The sequence below is a fragment of the Mycolicibacterium agri genome (assembly GCF_002553505.1).
GTDB classification, from domain to species: Bacteria; Actinomycetota; Actinomycetes; order Mycobacteriales; family Mycobacteriaceae; genus Mycobacterium; species Mycobacterium agri.
The window spans coordinates 85184-102906 of sequence record NZ_PDCP01000018.1 but is presented as its reverse complement, the minus strand read 5'-3'; the positions used below and the strand labels follow the sequence as shown (position 1 = coordinate 102906).

Here is a 17723-nt window from a genome sequence, read left to right as displayed (position 1 = left end):
GAAAGCCATACCCGACATCCCTGGGTGATTCGAAGCCTAAGGCCGACGACCCCAAACACCCTTCAAGAAAGGTAAGGCACCGATGCCACCCGCGCAGATCAGGACGCTTATGTGCGCGGCACAATTACCGCAGCCGAGCTGCTGGCCCGTGTACAGCACCGTTACATGCGCTGAGCCTGCTCGGTTGTGCGTGGTAGGCACCACATGTAACCGAGTGGGCGCGAACAGCCCGCCGAGCTGGTTGCAGCAATTTGCGCTTCGGCGGCTGCTGCTTCTCGAGGTAGGCCTTGACTGCAGCAGAGCGACGATGGTCGACCGGGATGACTCTGCCCTCCAGCTTGGCTGAGGCTTTCGTGGCGCGGACGCCGGCGTTCTTGACGGCCGCTTCGGACACGACCACCTTCTTGGGTGTTCGTTGAGCCATCACCGCACCTCCGTGAACCAAGTAGCTGAGCCGACGGTACCGCGGGCCGACAAAGCCCGACCACTACGTTCAAGCCGACACGGATGTCGAAGAAGCTGTCCCGCGACTGCCTCGGACGCATACGGGGAGGCGAATACCGCACGTCGAGTCGTCCGAACTCTTGTCTCAGAATGGGTGCGTTGCCCCACTTTGGGCCACCGTCGCTAGTGAGCGTGTGGTGTGTATCCGAGGTGGTCGGCGCAGGTGGTGCAGAGGGTTTTGACCCGGACTCGGCGGCTCTGGTGAAGGATGCCGGGTTGTCCGCATCGTTCGCAGATGATGGCGGAGGCGCGTTCGGCGTCGTCGGTGATGGCGTACATGGCGTCGAACAGTTCCGAGCTCGCGTCGTCGTTGCTGAGCCAGCAGTAGTAGCGCAGGGTGCCGAACTTCTCTTTGATCTGATGAACCCGATAGTGGGGGTCGAGTCGGGCCAGCTGTTTGTCGGTGGCGATCACAAGTGGGTACCAGCCGGCGTCGACGCTCAGCCAGCGACCCCATCCGTCCGGGATGCGCCGCAGGATGGCCTCGATCTCGACTGCGAGCTCTCCGGCGTCGGGTGGGATGTGCAGGGCGTTGCGGTGCTTGTGGTGGTCGATGTCCAGTGCCATGAGGCGGGCGAAGGCACCGTCGACATCGTCGGGTGTGGCGGTGCCGTTGTTCAGCGCCTCACTCATCGCGGTGAGGTCGGATTCTGCAGCGCGCCAACGGATCTTCTCCGCTTCAGTCAACTCCGGAATCCGGTCATCGTCGCCAGAGGCCGTCACAGGTACATCCCCTCGGCTGGGGTGGCGCGATAGCGGCCACTGCCCACCTCAGCCAGTAGTCCCGCGGTGGTAAGCAATCCGGAGTCGTCTGCGGACAGGACCGCGCGACGCACCACCTCACGGAGGTCGCTGCCGCTGGTGTGCTCTGGGAGCGCAGTGGCCACTGCGTGGGCGTCGATGTGTTCGGCGCCGGGCAGACCGGCCACGAGCGCGGTGAGGATGCGGGCGGCATCATTACGGGTGTGGTAGCCGACGTCGACGATGGCGTCGAAGCGCCCCGTGCGGATCGCGGCCTTGTCCAGGGTGGCCGGATCGTTGGTCGACGCGAGCGTCAGGATGCGGGCGTCGGCTGCGATGTCCATCGCCTGCAGCAATTCTGAAAGCCCACCGCCGCCGGCGTTTCGGTCGCGGCACCACAGATCAACGTCTTCAAGGATCAGCAGGATCGGGCCGCCGAGGCGTTGAGCTTCCTCGACGACGGCGCTCAGGAGTTGTTCACCGGCCTTGGCTTCGACATAGATGACGGTGAAATCGCCGACGACTTCGGCGGCGATCACCGCCGAGACGGCGGACTTGCCGGTGCCCGGCGGGCCGCACAGCAGCACCCCGCGGCGGGCACCGAGGCCGTGGATGTTGAGCAGTTCGTGGCGATCACGCACCGCGGTCAGGCCGAGATCGATCTCGCGCCACACCTGCTCATCGACGACCACCGAATCGCGGGTCAACGTGCTGGATAGCTGAGTGACTGTCAGGTGTAGGCCGCTGGTGTAGCTGGCGCGCAGGGCTCGTCCGCGGTAGGGGTTGAGCTGGTTGGCGCGGTCGGCCAACCGATCCAGCACCGCACGAACGGCATCCTGGTGCTCGGGAGTGACGAAGGCGCTGACTTCCGGTGAGCGCATCACCGTCTGTCGTGCCTCGATACCGATCACGCAGCCCGTGTTGGGAAGCAGGGTGCCGGCTGGGAAGTGCACACGCAGGCATTGGGGGTGGCGGTAGGTCTGGTCGCCGATCTCGGTTTGGGTCCACTTAGGTGGCCGGGAATGCTCCCCCGGCCCGATCTCGACCGCGTCGGCGTGGGCGGTGATCCACTCGGTCAGCGCGACCGCGGTGGTCAGCCGGGACACCGGATTGAGGTCGCGGTCCTCATCGACGAGGTGTCCCGCGTCGGGGACGCCGAGGCAGCGGGCGGTGAACCGGTCGGCCGATTCCGCCCGCGCCGGCCGATGCGTCACCCCGACAAGCAGCTCCCCGAGTGCACGAAGCCCGGTGCGGGTGTCGTCGGGTAGCTCGTCGAGGTAGGCGCCGACATCGGTGATCGGGACACGACGGGCACCGCGTCCACTCATGACGTGGGCGGGCGTTTGGGGCGCTGCGTTTTCGGTGAGAGTCATCGCTTCAGGCGGGGGTCGGCGGAATGGAGCAAAGTCGTACAGAATCTCACCCCACAGCGAAACTGACAACCCCTTTTCTCCGGACTCTGCCACACGATGAGCCCGCACCTGCTCACACCGGGACGTGGCGGCACGGAAATCGCGCGACACCGCCGTCGCTGCGGTGTCATCCTGACTCCTCGTGAACGACGACCAGCATCCGCCGAGGGCGGCCGAGCACCGGGAGCGCAGCGAGCGTGCCCGCGGTCATGCGCGTTCTCGCTACCGCGCGTATTTGGCGGAGGTACTTGGCGGGCACGGCATCGCAGATTCCGGGGCCGTGGCAGAGGTTGCCTTGGCCGTGTTGACTGAGTGGCGCGACATCGAGACCGGTGAGCTGTACCGATGTTCTTGTCATCCGCAACTGCCCAGCAGCTCTCTTCACGACTTTGGCTTCGACTGCAATTGCACCCGCACGTGCGCTCAACAGCGCGGATCATTTCGACAGTTGCTCAGCGCGATTGGTGAGTACTGGCAATCCCTGCAAGGCCTCCAGATTCGCGCCGCCGACGAGGCTGCCGAAGAAAATCTGCAGGCCTGGCTCGCCCAGCAGCCGGGCGTAGTCGTCCATAGCCATGGCGGTTGGGCACCCGAGCAATGGCGCGGCACCGTCGACGGACACAGCTTCTACTTTCGTGAACGCGGCGGAGACTGGGACCTCGAAATCGACCTCCGACCCACCGGCCGATCCGTGCGGATTGTCGACGGCCACAACGTCGACGGCACCACCTCCTACCGACAGCAGGATCTGGAACGTGGCGACATCATCGCGTCCGGCACCGTCAACACCGACGGCTACGGAACCACCCCCGCCGAACGCGCCCATTTCATCGTCACCACCATCCGCGACCACCTCACTCGAACCGGATGCACCCATCATCGCGACAAACTCGACGCGATCAGCAGCCTCATCGGCACCGCAGCACGATGGTGCGCCAACTGTGGAGCCCGCTTAGCCGCCACCTAGGGTCTCTGTGTTTGATTCCCATCGACGTAAATGCGCGCGTTCCCTATTGCTGCCGTAGCTCAGCGCCCTGGTGCCAACTGAGTTACTCGCCCTTGCGACCAGCAATGGGAACGCCGCGCCTAGCTACGCGATGCCGCCGACGCAGCCCTCGGCCTCTAGTCTGGAAACCGGTCTTGCCTGAGGTCGCGTGGAAGCTCGCAACAACGCTCCGGCAGAAGCCGCGGCGGGGAAACACAGCAACTTGGGAAACGCAAACTGTGCGGGCATAATGCGACTTGTCCAGCTCTACGGTAGCGGCGTCGAGCGGCGCCGCCGCATCGACAAGACACTGCACGCGCGGATCATGGTGGCCTACGTCCACGGCGTGTCGACGTGCAGTGTCGACCTGGTGGCCGCGATCCCGCGTTTTGCAGCGCGGCCATGATGCGATCTTTGGTCGGCAGATCCAACCGACACGCCTGCACCGACACGTCGGTGGAACAGTTCATGACGTCAGTCCCGTCGATGAGCACCGTCGGTGACGAATAGCTGCCGACTCGCTCGATGAGAGCATCGTGCGAAGCACCGATCTCGCTCAGACACTGTTCGAGCATTCGCCGAACCGACGCCGCATGAGGGCAACCCGGGCTGGTGAGAAGTTCAACACGCATACCCCATGATGATGTCGTGACTGCTCTCGCTGATGCCGTGCTGCCGCTGATACGCACCCGCGCCGATGTGTGGCGGTGGAATGTGGCCAACGCGCATGGCGCACAGATGCATGACGCAGTGGCGATGCTCCGCCAGGCCGCCGACACACACGGTCCCGCCGAGGTGTTCACCGTGACGCAGCGCGCCATCACATCGGCGCTGAAGGTGATCATGCGCGCCGACGACTCCAGCGGGATCATCGGCGACGCCTGCCGAGACCTGCTGGCGCTGCACCCGGTGCTCGCGGAGCGTGCCCGGGTGGCTGCCCGCAAGCTGGTCGACTGGATGGTGAAGTTCCAGTTCGACAATGACTGCGACTACTTCACCCTCGACCCGGTCGACTATGCGCCTGCCCTCGGCGCCGAGGGCATGGCGGCCTATCGCGCCGCACTTGACGCACGGGCCGCCGGGCTCGGGCCGCGCCCGTCCGAGGACGAGCGCTGGTCGTCGCCCCACGCGCACGAGTGGTTCACCCTCGACCACAACGCGCAGCGCCTGGCCGTCTACGACCGCGACGTCGAGGCGATCATCCGCACCCATGCCCGCGATCGGCGGGTCGCGGCATGGCTGCACGACACCGCGGTCGCGTTGATGGAGATCGGTGAGGTCGACGCGGCGATCGACTGGGCCAACCAGGCCGCCGATTTCGACCACGGTCACCAGGCACGCCGGGCCGCCGACTATTGGTGCGACCTGCTGGCCGAACATCGGCCCGACGAATTGCTCGCCGCCCGGGTTTGGGTGTTTCGGCGGTGGCCGTCGTCGAGCACGGCGGGTCGGCTCTACCAGGACGCCGGGCCGGCCTGGCCGGACTATCGCGACGAGGTCATGGCGGCCCTGGCCTTGCGCCCTCGCGATGCGGTGCAGTTCGCGCAGCTGTACCTCAAGGACATTTCCTACGCCTGGGCGCTGGCGCACGACCTCGGCCTCGATGACGACCGCACGTGGAGCGATCTGGCCAATGCGTACGAAAAACGCGACCCGCTGGCCGTGTTGCCGGTCTACACGCGGCTGGTCGACCGTGAGCTGATCGACGCCGACGCGCGCAACTATCGCTCCGCCGCGCGACGGCTGAAGAAGATGCGCACGCTGGCCGCCGGGTCACCGGAAGCCGCGAGTATCGACGCGTTCATCGCCGCGCAGCGCGAACGGCACCGCCGCCGTCCGCGCCTGCAGCAGGAGTTCGACCGGGCCGGGTTGCCGTAACCCATTGCGATCGGACCCCTTTTGTCGGGGTCCGACGATATGGTCACCTGTTCTTAAGTGATACGGCTGTGACGGGGAGGGCGAGGTGGACGCGTTCGGTGTCCTCGACGAGGTTCTGACCGACTACGAAAACTTCGTCAAGGGCTTTTTGGAGATCCGCGACGAGCAGATCCGTTCGAAAGTGGAACAGGAGATCGCCGACGGTCTGCTGTGGCCCGAGCCATGGCTGGCGCTCAACCCGGCGTTCGAGCCCGGCGGGAGCGTCAGCGACCTGGTGCAGCGTGACATTCTGCACCCCGAAACAACCGGCATCTTCCGCGACCAGACCGGCACCGAGATCACCTTTCACCGCCACCAAGCCGACGCGTTCGAGATCGCCCACCGCGGCCAGTCCTACGTACTGACCACCGGCACCGGCTCGGGTAAGTCGATGTCCTACATCGTGCCGATCGTCGACCGCGTACTGCGGGACGGCTCCGGGCAGGGGGTGCGGGCCGTCGTCGTCTACCCGATGAACGCATTGGCCAACAGTCAGCGCAACGAGTTGGAGAAGTTCCTCGGCGCCACCAACCCGAAGGTCAGCTTCGCCCGCTACACCGGACAAGAAGACAAGGACGAACGTGAGAAGACCCTCGCGTCGCCGCCGGACATCCTGCTGACCAACTACGTGATGCTAGAGCTGATGCTGACCCGGCCGCGCGAACGCACGGCGCTGATCAGCAGCGCGGCCAACCTGTCGTTTCTGGTGCTCGACGAGCTGCACACCTATCGCGGACGCCAGGGCGCCGACGTCGCGATGCTGGTGCGGCGGCTGCGCAACGCCGTCGGCAGCGGCGACATCCAGTGCGTCGGCACCAGCGCGACGCTGGCCGGTCCGGGCACCAAGGACGAGCAACGCCAGCAGGTTGCCGGGCTGGCGACCCGGATCTTCGGGGTGCCGATCGCCGCGAGCAACATCGTCGGTGAAACGCTGCGCCGCGCCACGACCGGCGAAGCCGATCCGGCAGCGCTGAGCGCGCGGCTGGCCCAGCCGTGCCCGACGACATGGGAGGCGCTGCGCACCGACCCACTTGCGGTGTGGACCGAACAGCACTTCGGCCTGCACCGCGACGACGAGGGCAACCTGGCCCGCCGCCCGCCGGCCAAACTCAGCGACGCCGCCGAGCAGCTACATGTGCAGACCGGCGTCGACACCGACGTCTGCCGCGAGAAACTGCGCGAGCTGCTGCTGGCCGGCTCCCGCGCCCGTGACCCGCAGGGCCGGGCGTTGTTCGCCTTCAAACTGCACCAGTTCATCGGCAAGGGCGACACCGTCTACACCACGCTGGAGCCACCGGCCCAACGCTTCCTCACCACCCAATATCAGCGCAGCGCGCCCAACCGGCCCACCGGCCAGCCGCTGTATCCGCTGGCGTTCTGCCGTGAGTGCGGCCAGGAGTACCTGGTCGTCAACCGTGAACGTGGCGGTGAGAGCTTCAGCCCGCGCATCCCCAATTCCGATCTGGTCGACGACGCCGGCACCGACGGGCTGCTGCTGCTCACCGCCGAGATGTGGCCCGACCCGCAGGACCCCGCGGTGCTCGAGCTGGTTCCCGAAGACTGGCTGGTGCCCACCGCCAGCGGCCAGGGGTTGGACAAGGCCCGAATCACCAAGCTGCCCAGCCCCGTTCGGGTCGACGAGTTCGGCACCGTCACCGACGACGGCATCCCGGCGGCGTTCTTCGAGCGCCTCGACTTCTGCCCGACATGCAAAACCAGCTACGAAAGCGCCCGCCAGTCCCAGTTCTCCCGGGTCGCCAGCCTGGGCACCGAAGGCCGCGCCAGCGCGGTGACGGTGTTGTCACAGTCGATCGTGCGTGCGTTGCGCGGTGCCACCGACCTCGATGACGATGCGCGAAAGTTCTTGGCGTTCAGCGACAATCGCCAGGATGCCAGCCTGCAGGCCGGACATTTCAACGACTTCGTGCTCGTCGCGCTGATCCGCGCCGCGCTCTACCGCGCCGCCGCACACCATCGGGACACCACGGGCGGCCCGCTCACCGACGAGAACCTGGGGCCGGAGGTGGTCAAGGCGCTGGGTGGGTCGACACTGAAGGTGTTCGCCCGTGACGAGGACTCCGCCGACGAGCCGATCCCGCGCAAGCGGATCGCGCGGGCGCTGCGGGATGTGGTGGCCTACCGGTTGTGGGCGGATCTGCGGCGCGGCTGGCGCATCACGATGCCGAATCTCGAACAGACTGGCCAGCTGCAGTTGACCTACGACGGTGTCGACCAGCTGGCCGCCGACGACGACAAGTGGGCGGCCTGCGGTGAGCCACTGGCCGGTGCCACCGCCGAGACCCGCCGACACGTCATGACGGTGCTGCTCGACGAGCTGCGCCGCAACCTGTGCATCGACACCGAGTTTCTCACCGAGGACAAGTTCGACGCGGTGCGCCGGGCCAGCCAGCAGTGGTTGAAGGACCCGTGGGCGATCGGCGACGAGGCGGGCACCTACAGCGGCGTCGCCTATCCGGGGGGTCGCCCGAAAAGCCTGCCCGGCGTCGGCGCCGATTTGTATCTGTCCGGGCTGGGTGCCTACGGGCGGTGGCTGCGTCGGCCCAACCGCTTTCCCGGCTTCGCCCACCCGCTCAAGACCGCCGACGCGCAGGCCATCATCGAACATCTGATGGAGGTCATAACCGGTGCCGGCATCTTGGTGCGTATCGCGGTTCCCAAGCGCCCCACGGGTTATCAGCTGCGCGCCGACCTGATCGCGTGGCATCCCGGCAGCGGCGAGCATCGCGCACCGGACCCCATTCGCAGCAATCTGACCGAAGGCCGGGTCAACCCGTACTTCCGCGCGCTGTATGCCGAGACGGCCGGCTTGCTGGCCGGGCTACAGGCCCGCGAACACACCGCCCAGGTGGAGGCGTCCAAACGCCAACGGCGCGAGGAGGAGTTCGGTGCAGCCCGGCTGCCGGTGCTGTACTGCTCGCCCACGATGGAACTCGGTGTCGACATCAAGAGCCTCAATGTCGTTGGTATGCGCAATGTTCCGCCCACCCCAGCCAACTATGCGCAGCGTTCGGGTCGGGCCGGGCGTTCTGGGCAACCGGCGATCGCGCTCACCTACTGCGCGACCGGCAACGCCCACGACGCCTACTATTTTCGGCGCAGTCAGGACATGGTGGCCGGTGCGGTGGCGCCGCCGCGGCTGGAACTGGGCAACCAGGATCTGGTGCGCGCCCACGTCCATTCGGTCTGGCTGGTGCACTGTGGGCTGGACCTCAAGGCCAGCATGGTGGACCTGCTCGACATCGACCAGCCCGGCCAGCCGCTGCGCCCCGAAGTGCGTGCCGCCATCGAATCGCCGTCGAGCCGGGCCGCCGCCGTGGCCGCCGCCACCGCGGTGCTCTCGGCCACCACCGAGGTCACCGCTGCGCCGTGGTGGACCGACACCTGGATCGCCGACACCGTCGAGCAGGCGCCGGTCCGGTTCGACCGCGCCGCCGACCGCTGGCGTGGGCTCTATCGCGAGGCGCAGACCGAGCTGGACATGGCCAACCAGATCCTCAAGACCATCGGCGCCTCGGAGGCGGCCAAACAGCGTGCCCGCGGCCGGATCTCGGAGGCCCGCGCGGCGCTGGACCTGCTCAAGGGCCAGGTCGACGACATCGCCCAGGGCGACTTCTACACATATCGCTACTTCGCCTCGGAGGGCTTTCTGCCCGGCTACTCGTTTCCCCGGCTGCCGCTGTCGGCGTTCATCCCGGCCGAGCGGCGCACCCGCAGCGGCGGGGAGGGCGACTTCATCCAACGTCCCCGCTTCGTGGCGATCAGCGAGTTCGGTCCCGGCGCGTTCATCTATCACGAGGGCGCGCGCTACGAGGTCAACCGGGTCAGCTTGCCCGCCCGTGACGACGGCAGCGGCGTGCACGTCACCGAGATCAAACGCTGCGCGGCGTGCGGGTATCTGCACGAGTCGACGGCCCCGGACCTGTGCCAGCACTGCGGGGCGCCCTTCGCACCGGAGGCCACCATGGCCAATCTGATGCGGCTGCTGTCGGTCAAGACCCGCCGCCGCGACCGGATCAGCGCCGACGAAGAGGAGCGGCAGCGTGCCGGGCACGAGATCGTGACGACCATTCGCTTTGTGCCGCACGGTGTTCGGGCCGGGCAGCTGACCGCCACCATCATCGCCGACGGCCACGAACTGGGCACCATGACCTACGGCGACACCGCGCTGATCCGCCGGATGAATGTCGGTCTGCGCCGCCGCAAGGACAAGGACGTGCGCGGCTACGTGCTCGACACCGTCGAGGGCCGCTGGGGCAAGGAGGCCGACCTGGCCAACAATGTGCACGGCGAGGCTCCGCGGTATCAACGGGTGATCCCGCATGTGGAAGATCACCGCAACGCGCTGCTGCTGCACTTCGATCCGTCGATCGGCACCGATGAGCGCCGGGCGGCGATGTATGCGCTCAAACGTGGCATCGAGGCGCTCTATCAGTTGGAGGACGCCGAACTGGCGGTGGAGGCCTTGCCCGGCACCAGCGGCGAGCACGCCTGGTCGCGGCTGCTGTTCTTCGAAGCCGCCGAGGGCGGTGCCGGTGTGCTGCGGCGGCTGGCCACCGAGGACGGTCAGCTGCGGGCGGTGGCGCGAAAAGCGTTGGAGATCCTGCATTTCGACCCCGACACCGGCGCGGATCGGCACCGCGCCCCGCACGCGGTCGAAGACTGCGCCCAGGCCTGCTACGACTGCCTGCTGTCCTACAGCAACCAGTGGGAGCATCAGCACCTGGACCGGCACTGCGTGCTGGATCTCCTGCGCCGCCTGGCCACTGCAAGTGTCGCGGTGGGCGCAGGCGGTGAGGAACGCGCCGAGCACCTGCAGCGGCTGGCCGAGGCGTGCGACACCGAGTTGGAACGGAAGTTCCTGGCGCTGCTGGAGCGCCACGGCCTGCGCCTGCCCGACGAAGCCCAGCAGATCGTCGAGGGCCTGTACGTGCGGCCCGACTTTGCCTACCACACCGACGGGATGGACGTCGCGGTGTTCATCGACGGGCCGGTGCACGACGCGGCCCACCAGCAGCAGAAGGACGAGGCAGCCCGGGCCAAACTCGAGGACGAGGCGGGTTGGCTGGTGCTGCGGTTCCATCACCAGGACGCAGATAGCAACTGGCTCAACGTCATTGAGCAACACACCGACGTGTTCGGCCGACCGAAGGCTCAGTCATGACCACCGTCGACTATCCGCCCGGAGCTCTGGTCACCGCCCGCGGCCGCGACTGGCTGGTGCTGCCCGGCTCGCCCGAGCACACCCTGCTGGTCCGCCCGCTGGGCGGGCACGAGCAGGAAACCACCGTACTGCTGCCCGGTGTCGACCAATTCAGTGCGGCCACCTTCGCCCCACCGACTGTCGACGATCGCGGCGACGCCAGCCGGGCCCGGCTGCTGCGCGACGCGCTGCGGCTGTCGTTCACCGCGGGCGCCGGCCCGTTCCGGTCGTTCGCCCGGCTGGCCGTCACGCCGCGCAACTATCAGCTGGTGCCGCTGATGATGGCGGCCAACCAAGATGTCACCCGGCTGCTGATCGCCGACGGTGTCGGGATCGGCAAGACCGTTGAGGCGGGGCTGATCGCCGCCGAGCTGTTGGCCACCGGGGAGGCGCAGCGGCTGGCGGTGCTGTGCTCACCGCAGCTGGCCCCGCAGTGGCAGAGCGAGCTGCGGCACAAGTTCGGCATCGACGCCCAACTGCTGCTGCCGTCCACGGTCAACCGGCTCTCCCGCAGTGTGCCGTTCGGCTCGAACGTCTACGAGCACCACCGGTATCTGGTGATCTCCACCGACTTCATCAAACAGAAGAGCCGCCGCGACGAATTCGGTGTGCACTGCCCGGAATTGGTGATCGTCGACGAGGCCCACACCTGTGTGGCACCGGCGTCGGCGGCCGCCAACAGTCAGGCGCATCTGCGGTATGCGCTGCTGCGCAGGCTGGCCGACGACCGGGCGCGCCACCTGGTGCTGCTGACCGCCACCCCGCACAGCGGCGACGACGCCGCCTGGCAGGCGTTGATCGGCCTGCTCGATGACCGCCTCGGCGCGCTGCCCGCCGACTTGTCTGGCCGCGACCGCGAAGATGACCGTAAGCTGTTGGCCCGCTTCATGATTCAGCGTCAGCGCGCTGACATCCGCGAATATCTGGCCGGTGAGTTTCGGGAGGATACCCCGTTCCCGGAGCGGGAAACCACCGAAGCCGCCTACAAACTCACCGCAGGCTACCGGCAACTGTTCGACGACGTGATGGACTACGTGCGCGAGCAGGTGGCCGACCCGTCGCTGTCGGCGGTGCGTCAGCGGGTGCGGTGGTGGTCGGCGATCGCGCTGCTGCGCTGCCTGGCGTCCAGCCCGGCAGCGGCCGAGCAGACGCTGCTCAACCGCTCAGCCGTCGCCGCCATCGACAACACCGACGGCACCGGCGCGGTGGACAGCTACGCCGAGCCCCGGGTGCTCGACACCGACCTCGACGACGCCGCCGAAGCCGAAGACGTCGCCGTCGGCGCCGACACCACCGACCCCGACGAACCCGACAGCAGAGCACGAAAACGGTTGCGTGAGTTGGCCGCACAGGCCGCCGCGCTGAAGGGTCCACGCACCGACGCCAAACTCAAGCGCTTGATCCCGCTGCTCAAGGACCTGCTGGCGCAGGGCTATCACCCGATCGTGTTCTGCCGCTACATTCCCACCGCCGACTACCTGGCCGAGCACCTCACCGCGGCACTGGCCAAGGTCGAAGGCCTGCGCATCGACGCGGTCACCGGCACGCTGCCGCCCGAAGACCGCGAAGCCCGCGTCGACGCACTGAGCGCCCACGACGGACCGCGCCTGCTCATCGCCACCGACTGCCTGTCGGAGGGCATCAACCTGCAGGACGGGTTCACCGCCGTCGTGCACTACGACCTGGCGTGGAACCCGACCCGCCACGAACAGCGCGAGGGCCGCGTCGACCGGTTCGGCCAGCAGGCCCGCACCGTGCGCACCGTCACCTACTACGGCGAGGACAACGGCATCGACGGCATCGTGCTGCAGGTGCTGATCCGCCGCCACGAGAACATCAAACGCAGCATCGGTGTCTCGGTGCCCATCCCGGTCGACTCGACCACGGTGATGAAGGCGATCTGGGAGTCGCTGCTGCTGCGCGGCCGGCAGGCCGAACAGCTCACCCTCGACTTCGCCGCGGCCACGTCCGCGTCGCTGGCCGAACAGGTCGAGGTGCAGTGGACCAACGCCGCCGAACGGGAGAAGGCCTCGCGGTCGCGGTTCCGCCAGGCCGGCCTCAAACCCGACACCGTCGTCGACGCGCTGGCCGAGGTGCGCCGCGCCCTCGGCGGGCCCGCCGACATCGAAACCTTCACCCGCACAGCGCTGTCGCTGCTCGGGGCGGCGGTGACCGACACCGCAGACGGGTTCACCGCCACCGTCGACGCCCTGCCCGCCGCGGTGCGCGACCAGCTGCCCCTTCCCCGGGACGGTCGGCTGCACTTTCACCGCTCACTGCCGGTGCCCACCGGGCACGCGGTGCTGACCCGCACCGACCCGACGGTCGACGCGCTGTCGCGCTACGTGCTCGACGCCGCGCTGGATGCCCGGCTCGACGCCGCGGCCCGCCCGGCCCGGCGCGCGGGGGTGATGCGCACCGCCGGGGTGGACAAGGTGACCACGCTGCTGATGGTGCGCTACCGGCTGGAGATCACCCTGGCCGGCGCGGCGGGCACCGTCACCGAGGTCGCCGAGGACGCGCGGTTTTTGGCGTTCACCGCGACCGGCGACGAGTTGAGCTGGCTGCCGCCGGATCGGGTGGATGCGCTGCTGACGCTGTCGCCGTCGGGCAACGTCGACGACGCGCTGGCCCGCGCCCAGCTGGGCCGCGCGCTGGGCCGGTTACCCGCGCTCGCCGAGTATCTGGGCGGCACGGGCGCCGAGGCGGCGGCCGATCTGGTGGCCGGGCATCAGGCGGTGCGCAGTGCGACCAAGGCCGCCGGGCGCGCACCCGCGGTGCGGTTTCTGCCGCCCGCCGATGTACTCGGGGTGTATGTGTATCTGCCTGCCGGGGGTGCGCGATGACCGCGCTGAGCGTGTTCCGCGCGGTGCGCACCGTCGGCACCGCGCTGCCCGCCGAGGCGCTGCCGCGCGCCAACGAACTGCGCATGCCCGGCCAGAGCGCCGAGGCCTACCAGCTGCCGCCGGGTATGACGGTCAACGGCGCGATCGCGCGCGCCTGGGAGGCGATGCTGGCCGCGCACCGGTCCTGGCGCGGGGCGCTGGACCGGCTGCCCGCAGGGGACGCCGCCACCAAACTCACCCGCGACCGCTGGCTGCTGCCGCTGCTGTACGAATTGGGTTGGGGCCGACCGGATGTCGTCAGCGGCGGGCTGGCGGTGCCGCCCGGGCTGGGTGAGACGACGGCCCCGCGCTTCCCGGTCTCACACCGGGTGGCCTGGCCCGACGCCGCGCATCCGGCGGTGTGGGTGCCGCTGCATCTGGTGGGTGCGGGGGTGGACCTGGACACCCGCACCGCCGGGGTTGCCGCCCGCGCGCCGCAGGCGATGCTGCAGGACTACCTCAACCGCGAGGACCGCGCGCTGTGGGGGGTGTTGTCCAACGGGCACCAGCTGCGGCTGCTGCGTGACGCGTCGAGCCTGACCCGCCAGTCGTTCGTCGAATTCGACCTCGACGCGATCTTCACCGATCAGCTTTACGCCGACTTCCGGCTGCTGTTTCTGACCGTGCATGCCAGCCGCTTCGCCCCCCGGCTGGACGAGGCATCGGCCAAAACCGTTGCCGAGAAAGATGACTCCGACGCCGACGCGGTAGCGGCCGAGCCGAAACTGGACAACTGCTGGCTGGAACGCTGGCGGGCCACCGCCATCGACGACGGGGCGCGGGCGCTGCTGAACCTGCAGCACGGGGTCGCCGCGGCGCTACGCGAGCTGGGCACCGGGTTCGTCGCGCACCCGGCCAACACCGCGCTGCGTGACGCGCTGGCCGCCGCCGCCGACGCCGACCGCGACCTGCAGCGCGCGCTGCTGCGCATCGCCTACCGGCTCATCGTGCTGTTCGTGGTGGAGGATCGCGGATTGCTGCACCCGCCGGACGCCGACGAATCCGCCCGCCGCCGCTACGCGGACTTCTTCTCCACCGCGCGGCTGCGCCGGCTGGCCGGGGCGCCGATCGGCGGCTGGCACACCGACCTGTGGGAAGCGCATTTGATCGTCACCGACGCGCTGGCCGGCGACGGGCTGCCTGTGTTGGGTCTCAACGGGCTTGGCGCACAGTTGTTTTCGCGTGACGCGCTGGGACTTATCGCCGATGCGAAACTGCCCAACCGGGCACTGCTGGCCGCGGTGCGGGCGCTGTCCCAGATCGACGACCCGGTGACCGGGCTGACGCGGCCGGTGGACTACCGCAACCTCGACAGCGAGGAACTCGGCGGCCTGTACGAGGGGCTGCTGGCCTACACCCCGCGCTATGACCCCGACGCGCGGGCGTTCACCCTGGAGGTGGCCACCGGCAACGAACGCAAGAAGTCCGGCTCGTACTACACGCCATCAGAGCTGATCGCGCTGGTGCTCGACGAGACCCTCGACCCGCTGATCGACGAGGCGATGCGCGCCGCCGATCCCGAACAGGCGCTGCTGAACCTGACCGTGCTCGACCCGGCCTGCGGCAGCGGGCATTTCGTGGTCGCGGCGGCCCGCCGGGTCGCCGCCGCGCTGGCCACGGTGCGCAGCGGCGACACCGAACCGCCCCCGGCGGCGCTGCGCGCGGCCACCGCCGACGTCATCGAACACTGCGTGTACGGGGTGGACCTCAACGACCTGGCCATCGAGATCACCAAGGTGGCGCTGTGGCTGGAGGCGTTCGACCCGCAGCGCCCGTTCCCGTTTCTCGACGCCCACTTCCGCGTCGGCAACGCGCTGCTGGGCACCACCCCGGAGTTATTGCGCCACAACATCCCCGACTCGGCGTTCGTCGCGCTCGGCGACGACGACAAGTCGTGGACGGCGAAACTGAAGGCCCGCAACAAGTCCGAACGCCGCGCCGATGCCGATCAGCTGACCCTGAGCTTCGGCGCCGAGACGCTGAACGTCGAGACCACCAGTTTCACCAAGGCCGCCCGCGACGCCGACACCGGCACCGCCGCGACGGTGGCGGCGCTGCGCGCCCGCGCCGACGCCTGGCGGCGCCTGCAGACCGATCCCGATCTGGTCGCGGCCAAACGGGTGGCCGACGCGTGGTGCGCGGCGTTCGTGCAACCCAAGACCGGGGCCGCCACGTCGGGGCAGGGCATCACCCACGCCACCGTGACCGCGCTGGCCGAGCATCCCGAGACGGTGCCCGGCACCGTCGTCGCCCAGATCGACCAGCTGGCCCGCCAGTACCGGTTTTTTCACTGGCACTTGGAGTTTCCCGGCATCTTCACCGTCGGCGGCGACGGCAGCGCCGACCCGCAGACCGGCTGGACGGGCGGGTTCTCCTGCGTGGTCGGCAACCCGCCGTGGGAGGCGCTTCAAATCGAGGACAAGCAGTTCTTCGGCAATATCGGTCGCACCGACATCGAGGGCGCGAGTAACGCCACGGTCCGTAAGAAGATGATCGACGCGCTCGCCGACACCGAGCCCGAGTTGTTCGCGCTTTACCAGTGTGCGCGCCGTCTGTCGGACGCGACCACTCACCTGGTGCGCTGCGGCCGCTTCCCGCTGACCGCACAAGGCAAGATCAACACCTACAGCGTGTTCGCCGAAACCATGCGCACCATCGTGGCCGCCGACGGCGCGGCCGGGCTCATCAGCCCCACCGGGTTGGCCACCGACAAGACCACCGCCCCGTTCTTCGCCGACACCCTGGAAAGCCACCGGCTGTACGCGTTCTACGACTTCGAGAACGAAGCCAAAATCTTCCGCGACGTCGATCATCGCGTCCGGTTCGCGGTGACGGCGATGACGGGGGCGGCGCGCGCGGTGCGGCGCACCAGGTTTGCGTTCCTCAACCGCCACATCTCCGATGTGCCGGAGCGCCGCTTCGACCTGGCGGCCGAGGAGGTGCTGGCGCTGAACCCGAACACGGGGACCCTGCCGATGTTCCGCAGCCGCGTCGACGCCGACATCACCCTGGGCATCTATGCGCGGCACCCGGTGCTGATCCGCGACGACGACCCCGACGGCAACCCCTGGGGACTGTCATTCAGCCAGGGCCTGTTCAACATGGCGTCCGATTCCGGGTTGTTCCACACCGCCGACGATTTGGCCGACGCCGACTTCGACGGCTGGTCCTACACCCGTGACGGCATCGAGTATGTGCCGCTGTACGAGGCGAAGATGCTCAGCCACTTCGACCACCGGTTCTCCACCTACCAGGGTGCGACGCAGGCGCAGCTCAACGTCGGCGCGCTGCCGCGGCTGACCGACAAAGAGCACGACGACCCCAACGCCGAACCACTGGCCCGCTACTGGGTGCGCAGGTCCGAAGTCGACGCCAAACTCAACGATCGGTGGGACCGGCAGTGGCTGCTCGGCTGGCGCGACATCGCCCGCGCCAGCGACTCGCGGACATTCGTGCCGTCCGTGCTGCCGGCCTCGGCAGTCGGCGACAAGTTCCTTCTCGCGAAACCCGTGCACCCGGTATCAGCCGGCCTGCTTCACGCCACGTGGTCTAGCCTCATGTTCGATTACATCGCGCGGCAGAAGCTCAGCAGCGCGTCGATGAAGTACTTCATCGTCAAACAGCTGGCCTGCCCGCACCCGGATCACTTCGCCAGACCCGCGCCGTGGCAGTCCGGCGAAACACTGCGAACCTGGCTCACGCCATATGTTCTCGAGTTGTCCTACACCTCGCACCGGCTGCGGCCGTACGCGCAGGACCTCGGCGACGACGGGCCGCCGTTTCGCTGGGATCCGCAGCGGCGCGCGCTGCTGCGCGCCGACCTGGACGCGGCGTTCCTGCACATCTACGGCCTGACCCGCGGCGAGGCCGAGCATGTGCTGGACTCGTTTCCCGTCGTGCGCAAGTACGAAGAGCGCGACCTCGGCGAGTACCGCACCAAACGCCTTGTCCTGCAGGCCTACGACCGGATGGCCGACGCAGCTTCCCGCGGCGGCACCGGCTGGGCGCCGCTGGCCGACCCGCCCGCCGGGCACGGACCCCGCCACCACTGAACCGAC

General features: G+C 68.4%; 8 protein-coding genes and 1 pseudogene. 7 read left to right on the top strand and 2 right to left on the bottom strand.

The window, feature by feature from the left end; genetic code table 11:
* Nucleotides 1-90 precede the first annotated feature (90 nt).
* Nucleotides 91-174, top strand: a pseudogene (locus CQY20_RS36200) (antitoxin VbhA family protein); the annotation flags it as partial.
* A 453-nt stretch (nucleotides 175-627) separates the two neighbouring features.
* On the opposite strand, the gene CQY20_RS12515 reads toward CQY20_RS36200, so the two are convergent.
* Both CQY20_RS12515 and CQY20_RS12510 read right to left on the bottom strand, forming a co-directional pair.
* Nucleotides 628-1227: a hypothetical protein gene (locus CQY20_RS12515; RefSeq protein WP_097940404.1), complete on the bottom strand. Its 600-nt coding sequence runs from the start codon at nucleotides 1225-1227 to the stop codon at nucleotides 628-630.
* A complete protein-coding gene (locus CQY20_RS12510) occupies nucleotides 1224-2618 on the bottom strand; it encodes an ATP-binding protein (protein WP_097940403.1) in 1395 nt (464 codons plus the stop codon). Before CQY20_RS12510 ends, CQY20_RS12515 begins: the two co-directional genes overlap by 4 nt.
* 181 nt (nucleotides 2619-2799) lie before the next feature.
* Here CQY20_RS12510 and CQY20_RS12505 point away from each other — a divergent pair, with 181 nt between their 5' ends.
* From CQY20_RS12505 to CQY20_RS12480, 6 genes are all read left to right on the top strand, one after another.
* Nucleotides 2800-3624, top strand: coding sequence for a hypothetical protein (locus CQY20_RS12505; RefSeq protein ID WP_097940402.1), 825 nt, complete (start codon nucleotides 2800-2802; stop codon nucleotides 3622-3624).
* A 268-nt stretch (nucleotides 3625-3892) separates the two neighbouring features.
* Nucleotides 3893-4048 carry a hypothetical protein gene (locus tag CQY20_RS34490; protein WP_163700186.1) on the top strand — a complete coding sequence of 52 codons (156 nt, stop codon included), beginning with the start codon at nucleotides 3893-3895 and terminating at the stop codon, nucleotides 4046-4048.
* A gap of 242 nt (nucleotides 4049-4290) precedes the next feature.
* Nucleotides 4291-5520: a DUF6880 family protein gene (locus CQY20_RS12495; protein WP_234816217.1), complete on the top strand. Its 1230-nt coding sequence runs from the start codon at nucleotides 4291-4293 to the stop codon at nucleotides 5518-5520.
* An 85-nt stretch (nucleotides 5521-5605) separates the two neighbouring features.
* Entirely contained in the window at nucleotides 5606-10741 is a 5136-nt protein-coding gene (locus tag CQY20_RS12490; RefSeq protein ID WP_097940400.1) for a DEAD/DEAH box helicase, read from the top strand.
* Nucleotides 10738-13626: a DUF8741 domain-containing protein gene (locus tag CQY20_RS12485; RefSeq protein ID WP_097940399.1), complete on the top strand. Its 2889-nt coding sequence runs from the start codon at nucleotides 10738-10740 to the stop codon at nucleotides 13624-13626. The genes CQY20_RS12490 and CQY20_RS12485 overlap by 4 nt, the downstream gene beginning before the upstream one ends.
* A complete protein-coding gene (locus CQY20_RS12480) occupies nucleotides 13623-17717 on the top strand; it encodes an Eco57I restriction-modification methylase domain-containing protein (protein WP_097940398.1) in 4095 nt (1364 codons plus the stop codon). The genes CQY20_RS12485 and CQY20_RS12480 overlap by 4 nt, the downstream gene beginning before the upstream one ends.
* Nucleotides 17718-17723: the final 6 nt, after the last annotated feature.